Annotated in this window: 15 protein-coding genes; 3 read left to right on the top strand and 12 right to left on the bottom strand. The window is 71.9% G+C overall.

Annotated features, from left to right (window positions below; genetic code table 11):
* From QSK18_RS15450 to QSK18_RS15435, 4 genes are all read right to left on the bottom strand, one after another.
* Window positions 1-2,571 carry a putative bifunctional diguanylate cyclase/phosphodiesterase gene (locus QSK18_RS15450; RefSeq protein WP_232811652.1) on the bottom strand — a complete coding sequence of 857 codons (2,571 nt, stop codon included), beginning with the start codon at window positions 2,569-2,571 and terminating at the stop codon, window positions 1-3.
* Window positions 2,572-2,663: 92 nt separating this feature from the next.
* Window positions 2,664-4,343: a dihydroxy-acid dehydratase gene (ilvD, locus tag QSK18_RS15445; RefSeq protein ID WP_269810309.1), complete on the bottom strand. Its 1,680-nt coding sequence runs from the start codon at window positions 4,341-4,343 to the stop codon at window positions 2,664-2,666.
* A gap of 83 nt (window positions 4,344-4,426) precedes the next feature.
* On the bottom strand, window positions 4,427-5,941 hold the full coding sequence (locus QSK18_RS15440; RefSeq protein WP_232811654.1) for a hypothetical protein: 1,515 nt from the start codon (window positions 5,939-5,941) through the stop codon (window positions 4,427-4,429).
* Window positions 5,938-6,606: a SigE family RNA polymerase sigma factor gene (locus tag QSK18_RS15435; protein WP_232811655.1), complete on the bottom strand. Its 669-nt coding sequence runs from the start codon at window positions 6,604-6,606 to the stop codon at window positions 5,938-5,940. Before QSK18_RS15435 ends, QSK18_RS15440 begins: the two co-directional genes overlap by 4 nt.
* A gap of 110 nt (window positions 6,607-6,716) precedes the next feature.
* Here QSK18_RS15435 and QSK18_RS15430 point away from each other — a divergent pair, with 110 nt between their 5' ends.
* Both QSK18_RS15430 and QSK18_RS15425 read left to right on the top strand, forming a co-directional pair.
* Complete coding sequence (locus QSK18_RS15430) at window positions 6,717-7,409, top strand: sirohydrochlorin chelatase (RefSeq protein WP_232811656.1); 693 nt, start codon at window positions 6,717-6,719, stop codon at window positions 7,407-7,409.
* A gap of 41 nt (window positions 7,410-7,450) precedes the next feature.
* Window positions 7,451-8,545, top strand: coding sequence for a PQQ-dependent sugar dehydrogenase (locus QSK18_RS15425; RefSeq protein ID WP_232811657.1), 1,095 nt, complete (start codon window positions 7,451-7,453; stop codon window positions 8,543-8,545).
* Window positions 8,546-8,548: 3 nt separating this feature from the next.
* Here the strand turns inward: QSK18_RS15425 and QSK18_RS15420 are convergent, their stop codons facing one another.
* Genes QSK18_RS15420 through gatC form a run of 4 tightly spaced genes read right to left on the bottom strand, consistent with a single transcriptional unit; the run spans window position 8,549 to window position 14,230 of the window.
* Window positions 8,549-10,846 carry a putative bifunctional diguanylate cyclase/phosphodiesterase gene (locus tag QSK18_RS15420; RefSeq protein ID WP_232811658.1) on the bottom strand — a complete coding sequence of 766 codons (2,298 nt, stop codon included), beginning with the start codon at window positions 10,844-10,846 and terminating at the stop codon, window positions 8,549-8,551.
* Between the two features lie 26 nt (window positions 10,847-10,872).
* Complete coding sequence (gatB, locus tag QSK18_RS15415) at window positions 10,873-12,420, bottom strand: Asp-tRNA(Asn)/Glu-tRNA(Gln) amidotransferase subunit GatB (protein WP_232811659.1); 1,548 nt, start codon at window positions 12,418-12,420, stop codon at window positions 10,873-10,875.
* On the bottom strand, window positions 12,417-13,934 hold the full coding sequence (gene gatA, locus QSK18_RS15410) for an Asp-tRNA(Asn)/Glu-tRNA(Gln) amidotransferase subunit GatA (protein ID WP_232811660.1): 1,518 nt from the start codon (window positions 13,932-13,934) through the stop codon (window positions 12,417-12,419). Before gatA ends, gatB begins: the two co-directional genes overlap by 4 nt.
* Window positions 13,934-14,230: an Asp-tRNA(Asn)/Glu-tRNA(Gln) amidotransferase subunit GatC gene (gene gatC, locus QSK18_RS15405; protein WP_232811661.1), complete on the bottom strand. Its 297-nt coding sequence runs from the start codon at window positions 14,228-14,230 to the stop codon at window positions 13,934-13,936. The genes gatA and gatC overlap by 1 nt, the downstream gene beginning before the upstream one ends.
* Before the next feature lie 167 nt (window positions 14,231-14,397).
* Here gatC and QSK18_RS15400 point away from each other — a divergent pair, with 167 nt between their 5' ends.
* A complete protein-coding gene (locus QSK18_RS15400) occupies window positions 14,398-15,069 on the top strand; it encodes a DsbA family protein (protein WP_232811662.1) in 672 nt (223 codons plus the stop codon).
* A gap of 79 nt (window positions 15,070-15,148) precedes the next feature.
* Here the strand turns inward: QSK18_RS15400 and nhaA are convergent, their stop codons facing one another.
* The 4 genes from nhaA to ligA all read right to left on the bottom strand — a co-directional run bounded on the left by nhaA (window position 15,149) and on the right by ligA (window position 21,235).
* Entirely contained in the window at window positions 15,149-16,552 is a 1,404-nt protein-coding gene (nhaA, locus tag QSK18_RS15395) for a Na+/H+ antiporter NhaA (RefSeq protein ID WP_285619800.1), read from the bottom strand.
* A gap of 64 nt (window positions 16,553-16,616) precedes the next feature.
* Window positions 16,617-18,263, bottom strand: a complete 1,647-nt coding sequence (locus QSK18_RS15390) for an FAD-binding dehydrogenase (protein WP_285619799.1) — start codon at window positions 18,261-18,263, stop codon at window positions 16,617-16,619.
* 138 nt (window positions 18,264-18,401) lie between these two features.
* Window positions 18,402-19,055, bottom strand: a complete 654-nt coding sequence (locus QSK18_RS15385; RefSeq protein ID WP_285619796.1) for a hypothetical protein — start codon at window positions 19,053-19,055, stop codon at window positions 18,402-18,404.
* A 44-nt stretch (window positions 19,056-19,099) separates the two neighbouring features.
* Entirely contained in the window at window positions 19,100-21,235 is a 2,136-nt protein-coding gene (ligA, locus tag QSK18_RS15380; protein ID WP_269810313.1) for an NAD-dependent DNA ligase LigA, read from the bottom strand.
* Window positions 21,236-21,255: the final 20 nt, after the last annotated feature.

The following is a 21,255-nucleotide window of genomic DNA, read 5'->3' as shown; positions in this document are numbered from 1 at the left end:
TTACCGGGTGACGTGCAGATCCCCGGCCCGGCGCGGCTGCGGGATCTGCACGCCGGGGGCCGGGCTGACGAACGGGTCGCTGGCCCGCAGTTCCTCGATCGGGCGCGGGGGTGAGAACAGGAACCCCTGGGCCAGCCGGCAGCCGTACTCCAGCAGCAGCTCGGCCTGCCTGCGGGTCTCCACCCCCTCGGCGATCACCTCCAGGCCGAGCTCCGCGGCCAGCCCGAGCATCGAGCGCACCAGCACGTCGTCCTCGGCCTGCTGGCCCAGACCCCAGACGAACTTGCGGTCGATCTTGAGGATGTCGACCGGCAGCCGGGACAGGTACTGCAACGAGGAGAACCCGGTGCCGAAGTCGTCGATCGCCACGTGCACCCCCTCGGAGCGCAGCAGCTCCAGGCGTGAGGCGGTGCGGCCGAGGTCCTGGATCGCGGCCTGCTCGGTGATCTCCAGGGTGAGCCGGCCGGGGGCGATGCCGCTCTCCTGCAGCGCCTCCATGGTGATGTCGAAGAAGTCGGTGCCGACCAGCTGCTGGGCCGAGACGTTGACCGCCATCCCGAGCCGTTCGTCGCGCCAGCCGGCCAGCTGCCGCAGCGACTCGCGCAGCACCCAGGCGCCCATCGGCACGATCAGCCCGCTCTCCTCGGCCACCGGCAGGAACTGGGCCGGTGACCAGGTCTCGGCCCCGACCGGCCAGCGCACCAGGGCCTCGAACCCCTCCCACTGCCGGGTGTGCAGGTCGACCACGGGCTGCAGGTAGATGGTCAGGCCCTCGTTGCGCACCGCGTTCTCCAGGTCGCCGCGCAGCCGGTGGTGCTCCATCACCCGCTCGGACATCCACGGCTCGAAGTCCACCACCCCGGCCCCGCCGCGCTGCTTGGCCCGGTACATCGCCAGGTCGGCGTCCCGCAGCACCTCCCGGGCGGTGCGGGTGACCGCGGGATCGGCGATCACCAGCCCGAGACTGGCCGAGACCGACGGACGTCCGTGAGCCGCCTCGTCGAACCCGTTGAAGGCGGTGACCACCGCGTTGGCGGCCGCGTGGGCGGCCTCCGGGTCGGTGGCGGCGGGCATCACCGCGAACTCGTCCCCGCCCAGCCGGGCCACCGCGTCCCCCGGGCCCGCGGCCTGCCGCAGGCACTCGGCCGCCCGGTGCAGCAGCCGGTCGCCCTCGGCGTGCCCCATCGTGTCGTTGACCTCTTTGAAGTTGTCGAGGTCGATGAACATCACCGCGGCGGTCTGCCCGGCGGCCAGCCGGGTGTTCACCGCCTCGAGGAACGCGGTGCGGTTGAGCAGGCCGGTGAGCGAGTCGGTCTGGGCCGCGTCGACCAGTTCGTTCTGCATCCGGACACGCTCGGAGACGTCCCGCCCGACCAGCACCGCACCACCGTCGTCGCGCGGGGTGATCCCCCACTCGATCACCCGCCAGCGCGACTCCTCGGCCGCCCACATGTTGCCGACCAGCCCGACCGTGCCGGGCGGAGGGCTGTTGCGCGGCTTCACCGCCGGGGTCTGGCTGAGCGGCAGGAAGCGGGTCTCGACGCGTTGCTCGCCCTGGCGCCACTGCGGGGTGGTGCTGACGTTCGCGGTCATCTTCTGGTCGTCCGGGTGCAGGTAGTCCAGCAGCGTGCTGCCGACCAGCTGCTTGGAGCTCATCCCGAGCACCCGGGCCGAGGCCGGGTTGGCGAACTCGATCACACCGAAGTCGTCCACCTGCAGGATCACGTCCTGGGTGTTCTCCAGCAGTTCCTCGTACAGCCGGCTGCGCGCGGTCAGGTCGTCCCAGAGCTGCTCGGTACGCCGGGACTGGGCGGTCAGCGCCACGCAGGCGGCGACCGAGGTGCCGGCCAGCAGCATGGCGACCACCGCGTCGGTGCCGTCGGGCACGATGATCAGCCCGAGGGCCAGCGGCACCGGCAACTGCCACAGCTGCATCGTGCGCGGCCGGGGGTCGAGGGTGGGCCGGCCGTACACGCCACCGTTGTCGAGCTTGGTGGTCCAGGCCATGACCAGCCAGGTGGCGGCCCAGAAGGGCACCGCCAGCTCGGTCCTGATCGCCAGCCCGACCACGTCGCCGACCAGGGCGAACCCGCTGGAGACGATGGCCAGCAACGACGGCAGCCGGTAGGCGGGCATGGTGCGGAAGGCCAGGCCCACGCCCATGCTGCTGATCAGCAGGACCGGGACCAGCCAGCCCAGGGCCGGGGCGATCTCCGGGCGGACCTCGATCAGCCCCTGGTGGTACGACGCGAGCCAGGCGACCCCGACCAGGTTGGCCAGGAGCAGCCAGCCGTCGGCCCAGGCCGCCAGGACCTCCCGCCCGTTCAGGTCGGAGGCCGGATTGCTCGTGGCCAGCATGAACATGATCAGCGGCAGCGGGCGCAACAGCCCCCAGAGCCAGCCGTCGGGCACGTCGGCCAGGGCTGCGATCGCGACGCCGCCCCAGACCAGGAAACCCACCCCGGACAGCACCGTGCCCCGCCGGAAGGCTGGCTCACGCAGCGCGGCGGCGAAAGCGACGCCGGCGGCCGCGACCGCCGTAACGGCAGTCGCGATGATCGCGATCAGCATGTGTCCACCCGTGAACCCGACTCCCCACGGGCCGGTCGTCCCCTGATCGGCCCCGCCCCTTCATCGGCGGGTGACGGGGACCGGTTAACGGGTCAGCCCAGAACGGCCCCGTTGGAGGCGGAACCCACCAGCTTGGTGTACTTCGCCAGGACGCCGCGGGAGTAGCGGTGCGGCAGGGGTGCGAAGTCCCGCATCCGGTTCTCGATCTCGGCCGGCTCCACCAGCAGGTCGAGCGTGCCCTCGGCGACGTTCAGCCGGATCCGGTCGCCGTCGCGCACCGCCGCGATCGGCCCGCGGTCCACCGCCTCCGGGGTCACGTGGCCCACGCACAGCCCGGTGGTGCCGCCGGAGAACCGGCCGTCGGTCAGCAGCAGCACGTCCTTGCCCAGCCCGGCGCCCTTGATCGCACCGGTGATGGCCAGCATCTCGCGCATCCCGGGACCTCCCTTGGGCCCCTCGAACCGGATCACCACGACGTCCCCGGCCGTGATCGTCCCGTCTTCCAGCGCGTCCAGGGCGGCGCGCTCGCGCTCGAACACCCGGGCGGTGCCCTCGAACACGTCGGAGTCGAACCCGGCGCTCTTCACCACCGCCCCCTCAGGCGCCAGCGAGCCGTGCAGCACAGTGATCCCGCCGGTGCGGTGGATCGGCTCGGACAGCGCGCGGACCACCTTGCCGTCCAGGTCGGGCGGGTTGATCCCGGCCAGGTTCTCGGCCATCGTCCGGCCGGTCACGGTCATCACGTCACCGTGCATCAGGCCCGCGTCGAGCAGGGCCTTCATCACCACCGGGACCCCGCCGACCCGGTCCACGTCGAACATCACGTAGCGGCCGAAGGGCTTGACGTCGGCCAGGTGCGGCACCCGCGCACCGACCCGGGCGAAGTCGTCCAGCGTCAGCTCCACCTCGGCCTCGTGCGCGATGGCGAGCAGGTGCAGCACCGCGTTGGTGCTCCCGCCGAACGCCATCACCACCGCGATCGCGTTCTCGAAGGCCTCCTTGGTCAGGATGTCGCGGGCGGTGATGCCGTGGCGCAGCAGGTTGATCACGGCCTCGCCGGAGCGGCGGGCGAAGCCGTCGCGGCGGCGGTCGGTGGCCGGCGGGGCGGCCGAGCCGGGCAGCGACATGCCCAGCGCCTCGGCCGCGCTGGCCATCGTGTTGGCCGTGTACATCCCGCCGCAGGCGCCCTCCCCCGGGCAGATCGCGCGTTCCAGGATGTCCAGGTCCTCGCGGCTCATCAGGCCGCGGGCGCAGGCGCCGACCCCCTCGAAGGCGTCGATCAGGGTGACGTCCTTCTCGGTGCCGTCGGTGAACGTGGCCTTGCCCGGCAGGATCGAGCCGGCGTAGAGGAACACGCTGGCCAGGTCGAGCCGGGCGGCGGCCATCAGCATCCCGGGCAGCGACTTGTCACAGCCGGCCAGCAGCACGCTGCCGTCCAGCCGCTCGGCCTGCATCACGGTCTCCACGCTGTCGGCGATCACCTCGCGGGAGACCAGCGAGAAGTGCATGCCCTCGTGGCCCATCGAGATGCCGTCGCTGACGCTGATCGTGCCGAACTCCAGCGGGTAGCCGCCCCCGGCGTGCACCCCGTCCTTCACGGCCTTGGCCAGCCGGTCGAGACTGAGGTTGCAGGGGGTGATCTCGTTCCACGAACTGGCCACCCCGATCTGCGGCTTGACCCAGTCCTCGTCGCCCATGCCGACCGCGCGCAGCATGCCCCGCGAGGCAGTGGCCTCGATCCCGTCGGTGACCTGCCGGCTGCGCGGCTTCATGTCGTGTTCGCTCGTCTGGCTCACGGTCGGTGACTCTACGCCGCCGGGTACCCCGGAATCAGGCAACCCGGCGGCGCAACCTCTCAGGGGGCGATGAGGGCCTTGCGGACCTCGGGCAGGAGCCAGCTGGGCTTGCTCTCCATCAGGAACTGGGGATCGTCTGAGAACTTCATCGCTTCCGGCCGCCGCACCGCCGTCGTCCCGACCTCGGCGCCGGCTGCGTCGAGGAACCGCACCGACCGGACATCCGTACGAGACGTACTGGCCAGGGTGTTTCGGGCGGGAGAGGTGGTGACCCCGTCCGGACCGGTCCATTCCACCGTCACGGTGCCCACCGGCCCCAGCGCCGCCGTCTGGACCGTCTTGTCACTGGTTCCCTGCGTCGTGTCCCGGTAGCTAGACCAGGCCAGCGCCAGTTCGGAGTTGCTTCCCGCGGGAAGCAGTTCCGCCGTGTCCAGCCAGGATCCCTCCCCGCCCTCGCGCTCGCCGTACGGTGCCGAGACGTGCCCGGCAGCCAGCACTCTGGCCCCGCTCGGAAGGGTGAGCACACCAACCAGAGGACGATTGGGGCCGGCTTTGGTAGCCGGATCCGGATCCGCGGCGAGCAGCTTCCATTCGCCTTCGGCGAACGGCTGCCGGGACGCCATCCAGGTGCGGTAGGCCAGATCCTCGACCCGGGAGAACTTCTCGTCGGCCCCCCCGCGCTCGGGAGCCAGCACCAGGGCCTCCGGGCGCACCCCCGGGCGCTCGGTGAAGAGGTCCCAGTAGTAGGGCTCTTTCCCCTCCTGTTCGGCCAGCAGGGCGTAATGGCCGGGCCGCTCCACCGAGATCTCCTGGACCCCGGCCGTGAGAGGAAGGTCGCGGCTGTTCCCGGTGACCTTGCCGTCGGCGTCGATGGTGGGCGGCTGCTGCAGGCGGGCGCGCTGAGGCCGCTGCGCGACCACGTAGGCGGCCGCGCCCAGGTCCGGGTAGTCGTCCGGGTTCCAGCGGTCGCCGAACTGATCGGGCGAGACCATCCCGAGGAACATCGAGTCCGGCTCGGTCCACTCCCCCACCGACATCGCGTCGGCGGCCGTGCCGGCCCGCCCGTAGAACTGGATCAGCGTCGGTCCCCCGGACTCGCCTCCCGGCCAGGTCCCGACCACCGCCGCGATCCGGTAGTTCCCGATGTCCGAGGCGTAGACCACCTTGGCGTCCCGGACCGGCTGCTTGAGTTCCGGCATCGGTCCCACGTCGATGTGGTCGAGGTCCAGCAGGTCGTGCCGAGCGGCCCAGTCGCCGAGGGCGTTCACCCACTGCGTGTCGTCGGCCAGGTTGCCTCTGGTCTCGACCAGGTACTTCGGGGTGCGCCGGTCGGCCGGGGCGGACTTGTCCTGCTCGGGGCCCAGCACTGCCTGCTGCACCACGAGCAGGCCCACCACCGCGGCGGCCGCGGCCGCCAGGGCGAGCGCGGCCCGCCGACGGCGCCGGGTCCGGGAGCGGACCAGGAATTTCTGGATCTCCTCCCACGGCGGGGTGGGAGCGGGCCGCTCGGCCAGCGCGACGTCGACGTCGTCGAGCAGAGCGCGGATCTCTCCGGACAGCCGGTCGTTCGTCACGGGGTCTCCATCCGGTCCAGCCCCAGGACCGCTCCGAGCACCTGCGGGTGCCGGCGCAACTGGGCGATCGCCTTGGACAGCTGGGACTTCACGGCACCGGTACTGATCCCGAGCATCCGCGCGGTCTCCTCGACCGAACGGTCCTCCCACAGCCGCAGCACCACGACGGTGCGTTGCCGGGGCGGCAGGTCGCTCAGCGCGGCCCAGAGACCGGAACGCAGGGCGTAGGTCTCGGCGTGGTCGTACGCCTGCGCCGGCTGCTGCACGATCGCGTCCAGCGACGTCTCGGGATGCCGGCGGCGCCGGTGGCGGGAGGCCGCGGTGTTCGCGACCGCGGCCCGCACATAGCTCTCCGGAGAATCCGACCGGATCCGGTCCCACCGCCGCCAGCACTTCTCCAGGGCCACCTGCACCACGTCCTCGGCCAGCTGGTGATCGCCCGTCAGCAGGAATGCGTAACGCTGCAGCGCGCCCCACCGGGCGGCGACGAACCGCCGGAAGTTCGTCTCGGCCGACTCCTGGTCCAGTTCCCGGGCCTCGGCACCGTTCTCGGTGACCAGGTCGTAGCGCGGCCGCGGCGGATCGGCGGGTTTGCTGAGCAGGCGCAGCGCACTCAGCGCCGGCAGCAGGGCCATCAAGGGGTTCTCCGAGAGCTCGCCGGACAAGGACGATATTCCAGACGCGGACAGCCCACCCACAGGTTTCCGCCGAATCGGAACTTTCTGCCCGGGCCACCGCCCCGCACCGGTACCCGGCCGTGCCAGACTCCCCGGCCATGAGCACTCCTGTTCTCGTCGCCTGCTCGCACGGCACCCGGTCCGAGGCCGGGCGCGCCGTGATCGCCGAGTTCCGGTCGGCCCTGGCCGCCGCCCGCCCCGGACTGCGGGTGGAGGCTGCCCACGTCGACGTGGAGGAGCCGTTCGTCGGCGACGTGGTCGCCGGGCTGGACGCGCCGGTGGTCGTGGTGCCGCTGCTGCTCTCCACCGGTTTCCACGTCAAGACCGACATCGGCCGGGCGGTCGCCTCCGCCCCGGGCCGGGCCCGGGCGGCCGAACCGCTCGGCCCGGACGCTCTGCTGGTCAAGGTGCTGCAGGACCGGCTGGCCGAGGCCGGGGCAGCCGAGGACGACGTGATCGTGCTGGCCGCAGCGGGTTCCAGCGATCCGGCGGCCTCCGCCGCGGTGGAGGAGACCGCGGCTGCGCTGTCCGCGGCCCGGGGTGGCGCCGTGGTCACCACCGGCTACGCGGCCGCGGGCACACCCACGGTGGCCGATGCGGTTTCTGCGGCCCGGGCGGCGCATCCGGGGGCCCGGGTCACGGTCGCCAGCTACCTGCTCGCCCCGGGGCAGTTCGTCACCCGGCTCAACGAGGCCGGGGCCGACCGGGTCAGCGCTCCGATGGCCCCGCACCCGGCCCTGGTCGAACTGGCGCTGCGGCGTTTCGACGAGGCCCTGGTTATGGTCCTTTAGGGGGTCGCCGACCGGACCGGCGGACCGGAAGGATCGGGCGGGTGAAGAAATCACGCACGATCGCAGCCGGTTCAGTGCTCGTGGCCGCCCTGGCCGTCTCCTCCGGCCCGGCCTCGCCCGCGCAGGCCGCGCCCGGAACCTCGGCCGCCGTGCCGAAGGTCAGCCTGGGCAAGACCCTGGCCACCGGGCTGGACGTGCCCTGGGGAGTCACCTTTCTCTCCGGCGGCTCGGCCCTGGTGGCACAACGCCCCAGCGGGGTGGTGGTCAAGGTCAGCCCCAAGGGCAAGCGGGTGAAGGTGGGCACGGTGCCCGGGGTCTTCGACGACGGTGAGGGCGGCCTGCTCGGCCTCGCTCTCAAACCCGGCTCGAAAGCGTCCAAAAGCAAGCCCGTCCAGCTCTACGCCTACCTGACCACCAGGACCGACAACCGCATCGTCCGGATGAGCTTCGACGGGGCGAAGCTGGGTAAGCCGAAAACCGTGCTCACCGGTATCCCCAGCGCCTGGAACCACAACGGCGGCGCGATCACGTTCGGCCCCGACGGCAAGCTCTGGATCGGCACCGGCGACGCCGCCGAGACCGAGAACGCCCAGGACAAGAAGAGTCTCGGCGGCAAGATCCTGCGGATCAACCCGAACGGCACGGTGCCCGCCGACAACCCGTTCAAGGGCTCGGCGGTGTACTCGCTGGGCCACCGCAACGTGCAGGGCCTGGCCTTCGACCCGGCCGGCCGGGCCTGGGCCACCGAGTTCGGCCAGGACACCTGGGACGAGTTCAACCGCATCCTGCCCGGCCGCAACTACGGCTGGCCGCTGGTCGAGGGCAAGAAGAAGCGCAAGGGCTTTGTCTCGCCGAAGGTGCAGTGGCGTACCGACGTCGCCTCCCCCAGCGGCCTGGCGATCGTGAACGGGGTGGCCTACCTGGGTGCGCTGCGCGGCGAGCGGCTCTGGGCGGTTCCGCTGAAGGGCAAGAGCGTGGGTACCCCGAAGAGCCTGATCAAAGGACGATTCGGCCGGCTCCGGAACGTGGTGGCCGCTCCCGGCGGCAAGAGTTTGTGGGTAACCACGTCGAACACCGACGGACGCGGGGAGCCGGGTAAGTCGGACGACCGCGTGGTGCGGCTCGACCTGGGCTGAGTCTCAGGGGCCGGAGCGGCCCAGCCGGTCGGCCATCGCGGCCAGGTCGCCTGCACTCATCGCGTGCCCGTAGTGCAGGCCCTGGCCGAACCCCACGCCCATCCGGCGCACCAGGTCGTCCACCTGGCTGGTCTCCACGCCCTCGACCACCACGCTCACCCCGACCGTGCGGCTCAGGTCGAGCACCGCCCGGGTGATCGCCCGCGAGCGTGGCTCGGAGACCAGGCTGCTGGTCAGGGCGCGGTCGATCTTCAGGATGTCGGCGGGCAGGCGCTGCAGGTAGCCGAGGGCCGAGTAGCCGGTGCCGAAGTCGTCGATCGCGATGGTCAGGCCCAGGGCGGCGAGGCGGTGCAGGGTCTGGGCGGCCTGTCCCTCCTCGACCAGCACCTGCTCGGTCACCTCGATGACGAACTGCTCGCGGGGGGCGCCGTGGGCGGTCAGCGCCTCCTGCACCACCTGGTGGAACCCGGGCACCCGCAGCTGGACCGGGCTGACGTTGCAGTTGATCCGCAGGCCGCGGTCGAACAGCCCCTCCTTCACGGCGCTGCTCAGCGTGGCCTCGAGGATCTGCTCACCGATGTCGACCACCAGGCCGGTCTGCTCCGCCACGGTGATGAACTCGTCCGGGCCGACCCGGCCCAGCTGCGGGTCGGTCCACCGGGCCAGGGCCTCGGCGCCGGTCACCACGCCCCGGCGCAGGTCGACGATCGGCTGGAACTGCACGGTGATCGCGCCGTCCTCGACCGCGGTGCGCAGCCTCTCCTCCACCCGCAGCCGGCGCTGGCGGATCTGCGCGACCGTGGCGTCGTAGACCTCGACCCGGTTCCGGCCGGTGGCCTTGGCCACGCGGAGCGCTGCGCCGGAGGCGGACAGGGCGCCCAGCGGGTCCACCACGGTGGGCCTGGCGAAGTCGTCCTCGGGGGCGGACCGGCTGTCCAGGTCGGCCAGGGTGGCCCGGGCGTCGACGGCGGCCACGCCGATGCTGGCCGAGACCTCCACCCGGTTGACCCCGTCCACGTCGGCGGCGGACTGCCGCACGGCGGTGACCACGGTCTGGCCGACCTGGGTGCCGATCTCCAGGCTGCCCGGCAGGAGCACGGCGAACTCGTCGCCCCCGATCCGGCTGACCAGGGCGCCCGGGGGCACCGCGGCGGCCAGGCGGTGGGCCACCGCGGCCAGCAGCTTGTCGCCGGTGGCGTGGCCGAGCAGGTCGTTCACGTCCTTGAAGCCGTCGAGGTCGACGGTGAGCAGGCACCACGGCTCGCCGTGCTGCAGCCGGGCCATCTGCGCCTGCAGGACGCGGCGGTTGGCCAGGCCGGTCAGCGGGTCGGCGGTGGCCTCCTCGTTCAGCCGCTGCAGCAGGGCCGCGCGGATGCGGGTGTTCAGCAGCTCGCGGCCGCCGAACACGATCACCGCGATCATCACCAGGACCAGCGCCACCTTGTCGGTGTCGTCGGCGACCAGCAGCGCGGCCAGCGAGACCATCAGCAGCACCAGGCTGGCGGTGGTGGTGACCACCACGCCGCGGGCCTCCGGGTCGACCGGCGCGGACCGGTCGTCGGCCGGGCCCGCCTGGTGGTTCAGCAGACCGTAGGCGATCACCGGCCAGGCCAGGCACCAGAGCAGGGCGGCCCACCAGGGCCAGGTCTCGCCGATGGTCAGCGCCGCCCGCAGGGAGACCAGGTCGCCGACCACGTACAGGCCGGCGCCGACCGCGGCGAGGAGCAGGTTGCGGTCGAGGTCGCGGACGTAGGCCAGCACGGCGAAGCAGATCACGGTCAGGTCGGCGATCAGCACCAGCACGGCCATCACCACGTCGGCCTCGAGCGGCCGGTCGCTCAGGGCCCGGGCGAAGGCGAAGTGCCAGACCGGCAGGGCCACGGTGACACCGAGCAGGACGGAGTCCAGCCCCAGACGCCAGGCCGCCCGGCGGCCCGGGGTGCGGCGCGGCACCAGCAGCAGGCCCCACACGGCCAGCGGCGCGGCAACGAGCGCGATGCCGTCGCCGGCCGCCGGGAACACCTGGTCGGTCAGGCCGTTCACGACCTGACCGATCCCCCAGAACACCAGCGAGGCACCGAGGACCTGGCGGTAGCGCGCCGGGCCGTCGGTGGTGCCCCGCCAGGCCAGGACGGCACCGCAGGCCAGGGCCACCGCACCGGTCAGCCCGGTGGCCAGCTCCCGGGCCTGCGGCCCGTGGCCCGGCCCGGCCAGCGTCAGGGCCACCACGCAGGCGACGGCGAAGACCGCCGCCGCCCGCAGGGCGATGTCCCCGGACGCCCGCCCGGAAGCGGGCGTCACCGCGTCGCGTAACACGGTTCGGGCACTCAGGCGTCCTCGGCCGGGGCGAGCCGCTCGATCACGAGCTCGCGGACCCGGGCCGCGTCGGCCTTCCCCCGCATCTCCTTCATCACGGCACCGATCAGGGCCCCGGCCGCCTGGACCTTGCCGGCCCGGATCTTGTCGGCGATCCCCGGGTTGGCCTCGATCGCCCGGTCGACGGCCTCGCCGAGCGCGCCGTCGTCGGACACCACGACCAGACCGCGGGCCTGCACGACCTGCTCCGGGTCGCCCTCGCCGGCCAGCACGCCCTCGAGCGCCTGCCGGGCCAGGGTGTCGGTGAGCTTGCCCGCGTCGACCAGCGACTGCAGCTGGGCGATCTGGGCCGGCGTCACCGGCATCTCGGCCAGCGGCTTCTCCTGCTGGTTGGCCAGCCGGGCCAGCTCACCCGTCCACCACTTGCGGGCCGCCGCCGACGAGGCGCCGGCCGCGACCGTGGCCTCGACCAGCTCGACCGCGCCGGCGTTGTAGAGGTCGCGCATCTCCTTGTCGGAGAAGCCCCACTCGCCCTGCAGCCGGCGCCGGCGCTCGGCCGGCGGCTCGGGCAGGGTGCCGCGCAGTTCCTCGACCCACTCGGCCGAGGGCGCGATCGGCACCAGGTCGGGCTCGGGGAAGTAGCGGTAGTCGTCGGCGTCGGACTTGGGCCGGCCGGAGGTGGTGATCCCGGTGTCCTCGTGCCAGTGCCGGGTCTCCTGCAGGATGCTGCCGCCGTCGACCAGCACGGCCGCCTGACGGGAGATCTCGTACTTGACCGAGCGCTCCACGCTGCGCAGCGAGTTGACGTTCTTGGTCTCGGTCCGGGTACCGAACTTCACCGCGTCCTGGTCCTGCGGCTTCTCCGAGCGTGGCCGCAGCGAGGCGTTGACGTCGCAGCGCATCGAGCCCTGCTCCATCTTCACGTCGCTGACCTTCAGCGCCCGCAGCAGCTCGCGCAGCGCGGACACGTAGGCCTTGGCCACCTCGGGGGCCCGGGAGCCGGCCCCGGTGATCGGCTTGGTGACGATCTCGATCAGCGGGATGCCGGCCCGGTTGTAGTCGACCAGCGAGTACTCCGCGCCCTGGATGCGGCCGGTGGCGCCGCCGACGTGCAGCGACTTACCGGTGTCCTCCTCCATGTGGGCGCGCTCGATCTCGACCCGGAAGGTCTCGCCGTCCTCCAGCTCGACGTCCAGGTAGCCGTTGAAGGCGATCGGCTCGTCGTACTGCGAGGTCTGGAAGTTCTTCGGCATGTCCGGGTAGAAGTAGTTCTTCCGGGCGAACCGGCACCACTCGGCGATCGAGCAGTTCAGCGCCAGGCCGATCCGGATCGCCGACTCCAGGCCGGTCTGGTTCAGCACCGGCAGCGCGCCGGGCAGGCCCAGGCAGACCGGGCACACCTGGGTGTTCGGCTCGGCGCCGAACTCGGTGCGGCAGCCGCAGAACATCTTGGTGGCGGTGTTCAGCTCGACGTGCACCTCGAGGCCGAGCACCGGGTCGAACCTCTCGAGGGCCTCGTCGTAGTCGAGCACCTCGGCGAACTGGCTGAGCGAGGTCACTTCGTCGCCTCCTTCTTGGCGAGGATCGGGCCGCCCCAGCTCTCCACCAGCAGGGCTTCCAGCGCGGCGCCGACCCGGTAGAGCCGGTCGTCGGCCTGGGCCGGGGCCAGCAGCTGGATACCGGCCGGCAGCCCGTCCTCGTCGGCCAGGCCGGAGGGCAGCGACATGCCGGGGACCCCGGCCAGGTTGGCCGGGATGGTGGCCACGTCCTGCAGGTACATCGACAGCGGGTCGTCGAGCTTGGCGCCCAGCTTGAACGCGGTGGTCGGGCTGGTCGGGCTGACCAGCACGTCGGCCTGGCCGAAGGCGGCGGCGAAGTCGCGCTGGATCAGCGTGCGCACCTTCTGGGCCGAGCCGTAGTAGGCGTCGTAGTAGCCGGACGAGAGGGCGTAGGTGCCCAGGATGATCCGGCGCTTGACCTCGTCGCCGAAGCCGGCGGCGCGGGTGGCGGCCATCACCTGCTCGGCGCTGGGCGCGTCCACGCCGGCGGGGGCGACCCGCAGGCCGTACCGCATGGCGTCGAACTTGGCCAGGTTGCTGCTGGCCTCGCTCGGCAGGATCAGGTAGTAGGCGGCCAGCGCGGCGGTGAAGCTCGGGCAGGACACCTCCACGATCTCGGCGCCGGCCTTGGTCAGCAGGGCCAGCGACTCGTCGAAGCGGGCCATCACGCCGGCCTGGTAGCCGCCCTCACCGCCGTGCAGCTCGCGGATCACGCCGATCTTCATCCCGGCGATGCCGTTCTGCGCGCCCTCGCGAGCAGCCGCCACGACGTCCGGGTAGGGCCCGGTCAGGCTGGTCGAGTCGAGCGGGTCGTGCCCGGCCATCACCTCGTGCAGCAGGGCCGTGTCGAGCACCGTGCGGGCGCACGGGCCGGCCTGGTCGAGGCTGCTGGCCAGGGCGATCAGGCCGTAGCGGGAGACCGCGCCGTAGGTCGGCTTCACGCCGACCGTGCCGGTGACACTGGCCGGCTGGCGGATCGAGCCACCGGTGTCGGTGCCGGTGGCCAGGGGCGCCTCGAAGGCGGCCAGCGCGGCCGAGGAGCCACCGCCGGAACCACCCGGGATGCGGTCCAGGTCCCACGGGTTGCGGGTCGGGCCGTAGGCCGAGTGCTCGGTGGAGGAGCCCATCGCGAACTCGTCCATGTTGGTCTTGCCCAGGGTGACCAGCCGGGCCTCGCGGAGCCGGCGGACCACCGTGGCGTCGTAGGGCGGGACCCAGCCCTCGAGCATCTTCGAGCCGGCCGTGGTGGGCAGGCCCTTCGTGGCCATCACGTCCTTGACCGCGATCGGCACCCCGGCCAGGGCGCCGAGCTGCTCGCCGGCGGCCCGGGCGGCGTCGACGGCGGCCGCGTCGGCCAGCGCCTGCTCACCGGCCACGTGCAGGAACGCGTGCACGTCCCCGTCGACGGCGGCGATCCGGTCCAGGTGGGCCTGGGTGACCTCGACGGCGGAGACCTCGCCGGACGAGAGCAGGCCCGAGAGCTCGGCCGCGGTGCGGCGGATCAGCTCGCTCATCAGTCCTCCTCAAGGATGCGGGGAACGCGGAAACGCTGCTCCTGCTGGGCCGGGGCTCCCGCGAGTGCCTGCTCCGCGGACAGGCCGGGGCGCGGCTCGTCCGGGCGGGTCACGTTGACGAGTGGCATCGGGTGCGACGTGGCGGGCACGTCGTCCCCGGCCACCTCGCGGACCTGGGCCACGGCGCCGAGAATCACGTCGAGCTGGCCGGCCATCCGGTCCAGCTCCTCGTCGTTCATCTCGATCCGGGCGAGTCCGGCGAGGTGGGCCACCTCATCGCGAGAGATCGCGGGCATGAGGAGGGGCTCCCTTGCGTTCGGTGGTGGTGCTTGCTCTGCTAAATGCGATGGCAGTCTACGGTCACGATCACCCGCCCCACGCGCATGACTCCCGGACCTGCCCCTGAGCGGCCCCAGCCGTTTCATGTCCGTAACCTGAACCGCCCGATCCGGAGGTCCCACCCTTGTCCCAGGACGTCGAGCCCACGAACACCGACGAGGGCACGCCCGCCCTGCCCCCGTTCAACGCGGTCGCCGTACGGGAGGTCGACCCGGCCGACGCCGACCCCGGCCTGCCCGACGGGGACACCGTCCTGGCCGCCGCCCGGCACGTGTTCGGCAACCCCGAGGCCGAGATCTGCATCGTCGAGTTCGGTGACTACGAGTGCCCCTACTGCGCCGGGGCCGCTCCGGTGCTGCACGAGGTCGTCGATTCCTCCGAGGGCCGGGTGCGCCTGGTCTTCCAGAACTTCCCGCTCTTCGAGATGCACCCCTTCGCCCTGACCGCCGCCCTGGCCGCCGAGTCGGCCGAGGCCAGCGCCGGGTCGGAGGTGTTCTGGAAGATGCACCACAAGCTGTTCAAGAACCAGACCCGGCTGACCGACCGCGACCTACGGCTGTACGCGGAGTACGTCGGCGCGGATCCGGAACGGGCGGCCGGCGAGAAGGCGCAGGAGTTCGCACCCCTGGTGCAGGCCGACTACGCGGCGGGCGTGGCCAGCGGTGTCTCCGGCACCCCCACGCTGTTCATCAACGGAACGCCGTACTCCGGTGTGGTCGACGTCCCATCGATCCGCCGGGCCACCAACGGCAGTCCCGCGGCCCAGCCTCGTCGCCGGTTCTTCGGACTCAGCTGAAAACCCAATGGTGGACGTCCGACGCGACTGCTGTCGGACGTCCACCATTTGGTTGTGGTCGGGTCGGGTGCGGTGCTTTCTACCGCCCGAACGTGCGGGGGTAGGCCGGCGCCGTCCAGGGCAGCGGGGGTAGCTCCGGCGGCGCCGTGTCACCGGAGGGTGAGCAGAGCGGCATCCGCTCGCCCATCACCCGCAGCACCCAGACCCCGATCACCGCCGCCAGCATCGAGCCGGCCAGGATCCCGATCTTGGCCTGGTCCTGCAGCGACTCGTCGTCGAAGGCCAGGTCGGTGATGAACAGCGAGATGGTGAACCCGATCCCGGCCAGCAGGGCGGCACCGACCAGGTGGCCGTAGCGCACCCCGCCCGGCAGCATGCCCACCCCCGAGCGCAGCGCACCGACCGCGAACATGGTGATGCCGAGGCCGTTGCCGAGAATGAGCGACACCATCACGCCGATCGTGACCGGTGAGGTCAGCGCGGTCTCGAGGGTCTCCGAGCTGAGCTCGACCCCGGCGTTGGCCAGTCCGAAGGCGGGGATGACGGCGAACGCCGACCACGGGTGCAGCCAGGTCTGCAGCCGCTCGTTCGCCGAGACCGTGCTGTTGGCGGCCAGGTTCGCCAGCCGCACGCCGTCGGCCGAGGGGTTCTCGATCAGCGCCCGGCCGAAGATCACCAGCTCGCGGCTGCGGTTCTCCGGGGTGGAGGCGGGGATCAGCAGACCGGCCACGACCCCGGCCAGTGTGGGGTGCACCCCGCAGGCATAGGCGGCGAACCACAGGGCGAGGGTGAGGATCACGTAGGGCGTGAGCTTCCAGTAGCCGACCCAGCGCAGCACGCCGAACAGCACCACGATGCCGGCCATCACGAACAGCGGCACGATCTGGATGTCGTCGGAGTAGAAGATCGCCATCACCGCGATCGCGCCGATGTCGTCCACCACGGCCAGGGCCAGCAGGAACATCCGCAGCCGGTCGGGGCAGTGCGGGCCGAACAGGGCCAGCACGCCGAGCACGAACGCGGTGTCGGTGGACATCACGATGCCCCAGCCGTTCATCGCCTCGCCGCCGTCGCCGAACAGCACGTTGATGATCAGGTAGATCGCGATCGGGATGCCCAGACCACCGATCGCCCCGATCGCCGGGACGCTCATGATCCGCCGGTCGCTGAGCTCCCCGGCGGTGGTCTCGCGGGCCACCTCCAGCCCGATCACCATGAAGAACACGGCCATCGCGGCGTCGTTGACGAAGTGGTGCAGGTCCATCTCGAACACGGCGTCGCCGAAGGCGATCCGCACCGGGAGCTCCCACAGGTGGTGGTAGCTCTCTCCCCAGGGGGAGTTCACCCAGATCAGCGCCACCACACTGGCCGCCAGCAGCACGGCGGCGCTGCTGGCCTCGTTGTGGATGAAGCGACGGAGCGAGGGGGTCATCGACGGGGTGACGAAACGCAGGGGAGGCCCTGGACGCAGACTGACGGCCATGCGCCACATCCTGCCTCACCCAGGGAACGCCCTGGTTACACAGCAGGTACCAAGGTCAGCAGGCTCACACCGCCTGGGCGGCCGCCCGGCCGGCCGTCCTCCCGCTGAACAGGCAACCGCCCAGGAAGGTGCCCTCGAGCGCCCGGTAGCCGTGCACCCCTCCCCCGCCGAACCCGGCGACCTCCCCCGCGGCGTAGAGCCCGGGCACCGGTTCCCCGTCCGCCCCGAGCACCCGGGAGTCCAGGTCGGTCTGCAGCCCGCCCAGGGTCTTGCGGGTGAGCACGTTCAGCCGCACGGCGATCAGCGGGCCTGAGCGGGGGTCGAGCAGGCGCTGCTCCCCGGCGGTGCGCAGCAGGCGGTAACCCCGGTAGCTGCGCAGGTCACGGATGGCCAGGATCTGCTCGTCCACCGAGGAGGGGTCGACGATCTGCCGGTCCCGTTCCAGCACCGACGCCTCGAGCGTGGCCAGGTCGAGCAGAGGTTCGGCGGTGGTCGCGTTCATCGCCTGGACCAGCGCGGGCAGGTCGTCACCGGTGACGAAGTCGACCCCGTTGTCGAGGAAGGCACGCACCGGCCGGGCCGGGCCGGGCCTGACCCGGCCGAGCAGCTTCGGCAGCGACTTCTCGGTCAGGTCGGGGTTCTGCTCGGACCCGCTGAGGGTGAACTCCTTCTCGACGATCTTGTGCGAGAGGACGAACCAGCTGTGGTCGTGGCCGGTGGTGCGCAGGTACTGGAGCGTGCCCAGGGTGTCGGCGCCGGGGTAGAGACGGGCGGGCAGCCGCCGGCCCCGGGCGTCCACCCAGAGCGAGGACGGCCCGGGCAGGATGCGGATGCCGTGGTCGGGCCAGATCGCGTCCCAGTTGTGCAGGCCCTCGGTGTAGTGCCACATCCGGTCGGGGTTGATCACCGTGCCGCCGGCCTTCTGGGTGATCTGCAGCATGCGGCCGTCGACGTAGGCCGGGACCCCGGTGACCAGGTGCTCGGGCGCGGTGCCGAGGCTCTGCGGCCAGGCCGCGCGGACCAGCTCGTGGTTGCCGCCGATACCGCCGGACGTGACGATCACGGCCTGCGCCGTGTAGCTGAACTCGCCTACCTCGCGGCGGTTACCGCCCACCCCGCGCGGGCGCTGATCGGGCGACAGCAGCGAGCCCCGCACCCCGGTGACGGCTGCGCCCTCGGTGACGAGGGCATCCACCCGGTGCCCGAAGGCCAGCGTGACCAGGCCCTTGGCCACCGCTTCGCGGACCCGGCGCTCGAACGGCTCGACCACCCCGGGCCCGGTGCCCCAGGTGATGTGGAAGCGGGGCACGGTGTTCCCGATCCCGCCGACCCGCCCCTCGCCCCGCTCGGCCCAGCCGACCAGCGGGAACCACTTCAGCCCGAGCCCGGAGAGCCAGGACCGCTTCTCGCCCGCCGCGAAGTCGACGTAGGCCTCGGCCCAGCGCCGCGGCCAGAGGTCCTCGTCGCGGTCGAAACCGGCCGTGTCCTGCCAGTCCTGCCAGGCCAGCTCGTGCGAGTCGCGGATCCGCATCCGGCGCTGCTCGGGCGAGTCGACCAGGAACAGCCCGCCGAACGACCAGAACGCCTGCCCACCGAGGTTCTGCTCACCCTCCTGGTCCAGCAGGAGCACCCGTTTTCCGGCATCCGCGAGCTCGGCGGTGGCGACCAGCCCGGACAGACCGGCCCCGACCACGATGACGTCAGCGTCCATCGCCGAATCCCATCATGATCGGCGGACCGGCAGAAGACCTTTGGGCGCACTGATGACGCTTTGGCCCCGCATCCCCGATGGCGGCCGGCGCTCAGCCCGGCGACGAGGTGTACACGTGGTACCCGGTGTACACCTCGTTCAGCCGCGGAACATGGCCCGCACCAGATCAGCGGCAGGGGTGAGCACCGCCTGCCGCAGCCAGCGCCAGCAGCCCTGCACAGCGCGCCCGACCGGGACCACCGTGTGCCGCCAGACCCAGCCCAGGGCCAGGCCGATCGGCCGCAGCGTGAAGCGGTAGACCTGGTGGAGCAGCCATCCGGCGCCTAGCCAGCCCGGGCGCAGCAGGTAGCGGTAGAGCTGGGTCAGCACCCAGAGCACCGGACGCCAGAGCAGCTCGGCCAGCGGCACCAGGCAGCGCCGCCAGAGGAAGACGAGCGGGATCTCGACCAGGTAGTGCCAGAGCGGGCGGAGCACGTGGTGCCAGGCGAAGCGCAGGGGCACCACGACCAGGTAGTACCCGAGGAACTCAAGGGCCGGCCGGAGCAGGTGCCGCCAGAGGTAGCCGAAGGGCCGGGCCACGAGGTTGCGCCAGAGGTACTCCAGCGGAACCACGACCAGCCGGTGCAGGAGCCACCCCAGCGGACGGAACACGTAGGCCACGACCGCCCGCCCCAGCACCTTCAGCAGTTCCCAGGCCAGGCGGAAGGGCAGGACGAACACCACGGCGACGACCCGGACGAGCCACGGGACCTGCGCTTCGGACGGGCTACCCACCTGCGGCGACATGCTCACGGGCAAGGGACGTGCTTCTCCCCTGACCCGTTGCAGAGCTTCAGCTATTTCTCTTCTGCAGCGGCCTCCTCGTCGGCTGCGGGGGTCACCGCGCCGGGGCCCTGGTCGAGGAGGAGGCGGAAGCCGGCCTCGTCGAGGACGGGGACGCCGAGCTGGATGGCCTTGTCGTACTTGCTGCCCGCGGCCTCGCCGGCGACCACGAAGCTGGTCTTCTTCGAGACGCTGCCCGAGGCCTTGCCGCCGCGGGTCAGGATGGCCTCCTTGGCCTCGTCGCGGCTGAAGCCTTCGAGCGAGCCGGTGACGACCACGGTGACGCCCTCGAGGGTGCGGGGCACCGACTCGTCGACCTCGTCGGCCATGCGTACCCCGGCCTCGGCCCAGCGGCGCACCACCTCGGCGTGCCAGTCGACGTCGAACCACTCCTTGACGGCGACCGCGATGACCGGGCCGCAGCCGTCGACGGCGGCCAGTTCTTCCTGGGTGGCGTCGCGGATCTTCTCCATCGAGCCGAGCGACTGGGCCAGGGCGCGGGCCGCGGTGGGCCCGACGTGGCGGATGGACAGGGCCACGAGAACCCGCCACAGCGGCTGGTTCCTGGCCTTGCTCAGGTTGTCGAGCAGCTTCTGGCCGTTGGCCGAGAGCTCGCCGTCCTTGCGGGTGTAGATCGGCACCGTGCGCACGACCTCGGGGGTGAGGTCGAACAGGTCGCCCTCGTCCTTCACCGCGCCGGCCTGGAGCAGGCCGATGGCGCCCTCCCAGCCCAGGGCCTCGATGTCGAAGGCGCCGCGGCCGGCCACGTGGAAGAGCCGCTCGCGCAGCTGGGCCGGGCAGGTGCGGGCGTTGGGACAGCGGATGTCCTTCTCGCCCTCCTTCTCGTAGCGCAGCTCGGTGCCGCACTCGGGGCAGTGGGTGGGCATCTCGAACTCGCGCTCGCTGCCGTCCCGCGCCTCCGCCACCGGCCCGACGATCTCGGGGATCACGTCGCCGGCCTTGCGCAGCACCACCGTGTCGCCGATGAGCACACCCTTGCGCTTCACCTCGAAAGCGTTGTGCAGGGTGGCCATCCCGACGGTGGAACCGGCCACCAGCACCGGTTCCATCACGCCGTAGGGGGTGACCCGGCCGGTGCGCCCGACGTTGACCCGGATGTCGAGGAGCTTGGTGTTCACCTCTTCCGGCGGGTACTTGAAGGCGATGGCCCAGCGCGGCGCCCGGCTGGTGGCCCCGAGCCGGCGCTGCTGCGCCACCTCGTCGACCTTCACCACCACCCCGTCGATCTCGTGCAGCTGGTCGTGCCGGTGCTCGCCGAAGTGCTCGACGAACTGCACCACCTCGTCGATGCTGCCCACCACCCGGTAGGTGCCCGAGGTGGGCAGGCCCCAGGCCTTCAGCAGCTCGTAACTGCCCGACTGCGAGGTGATGTCGAACCCGGTGCGGGCGCCCAGCCCGTGCACCAGCATGTGCAGCGGACGGGTGGCGGTGACCCGCGGATCCTTCATGCGCAGCGAACCGGCCGCGGCATTGCGCGGATTGGCGAACGGCGCCTTGCCCGACTCGACCAGCCGGGTGTTCAGGTCGGCGAACGCCTCGATCGGGAAGAACACCTCACCGCGCACCTCGACCCGCTGCGGGAAGGGCACCCCCTCGACCTCGGTGAGCACGTGCGGGACGCCCTGGATGGTGCGCACGTTGAGGGTGACGTCTTCTCCGGTGCGGCCGTCGCCGCGGGTGGCCCCGCGCACCAGCCGGCCCTCTTCGTAGAGCAGGTTCACGGCCAGCCCGTCGATCTTCAGCTCGCACAGGTACTTGACCGGGCCGGCGTCGCGCTCGACCCGGGCGGCCCATTCGCGCAGCTCGTCGAAGCTGAAGGCGTTGTCGAGGCTGAGCATGCGCTCGAGGTGGTCGACCGGCTCGAAGTCGGTGGACCAGGTGCCACCCACCTGCTGGGTGGGCGAGTCGGGCGTGCGCAGGCCGGGATGCTCGGCCTCCAGCCCCTCGAGCCGCTTCAGCAGAGCGTCGAACTCGCCGTCGGAGACGGTCGGCGCATCGCGCACGTAGTAGGCGAAACGGTGACCCCGGATCTGCTCGGCCAGATCGGCCCAGCGGTGACGCGCCTCTTCCGGCACCGGGGCCTGGCCCTCGACCACGCCGCCCTCGGGCAGGCCCTCCGCCGCGCTCATCTCTGCTTCAGCCACGAGCC

The sequence above is a fragment of the Kineosporia sp. NBRC 101677 genome (assembly GCF_030269265.1).
Lineage (GTDB): Bacteria > Actinomycetota > Actinomycetes > Actinomycetales > Kineosporiaceae > Kineosporia > Kineosporia rhizophila.
The sequence above is the reverse complement of the archived record's forward strand: the minus strand, read 5'-3'. Positions and strand labels throughout refer to the sequence as shown.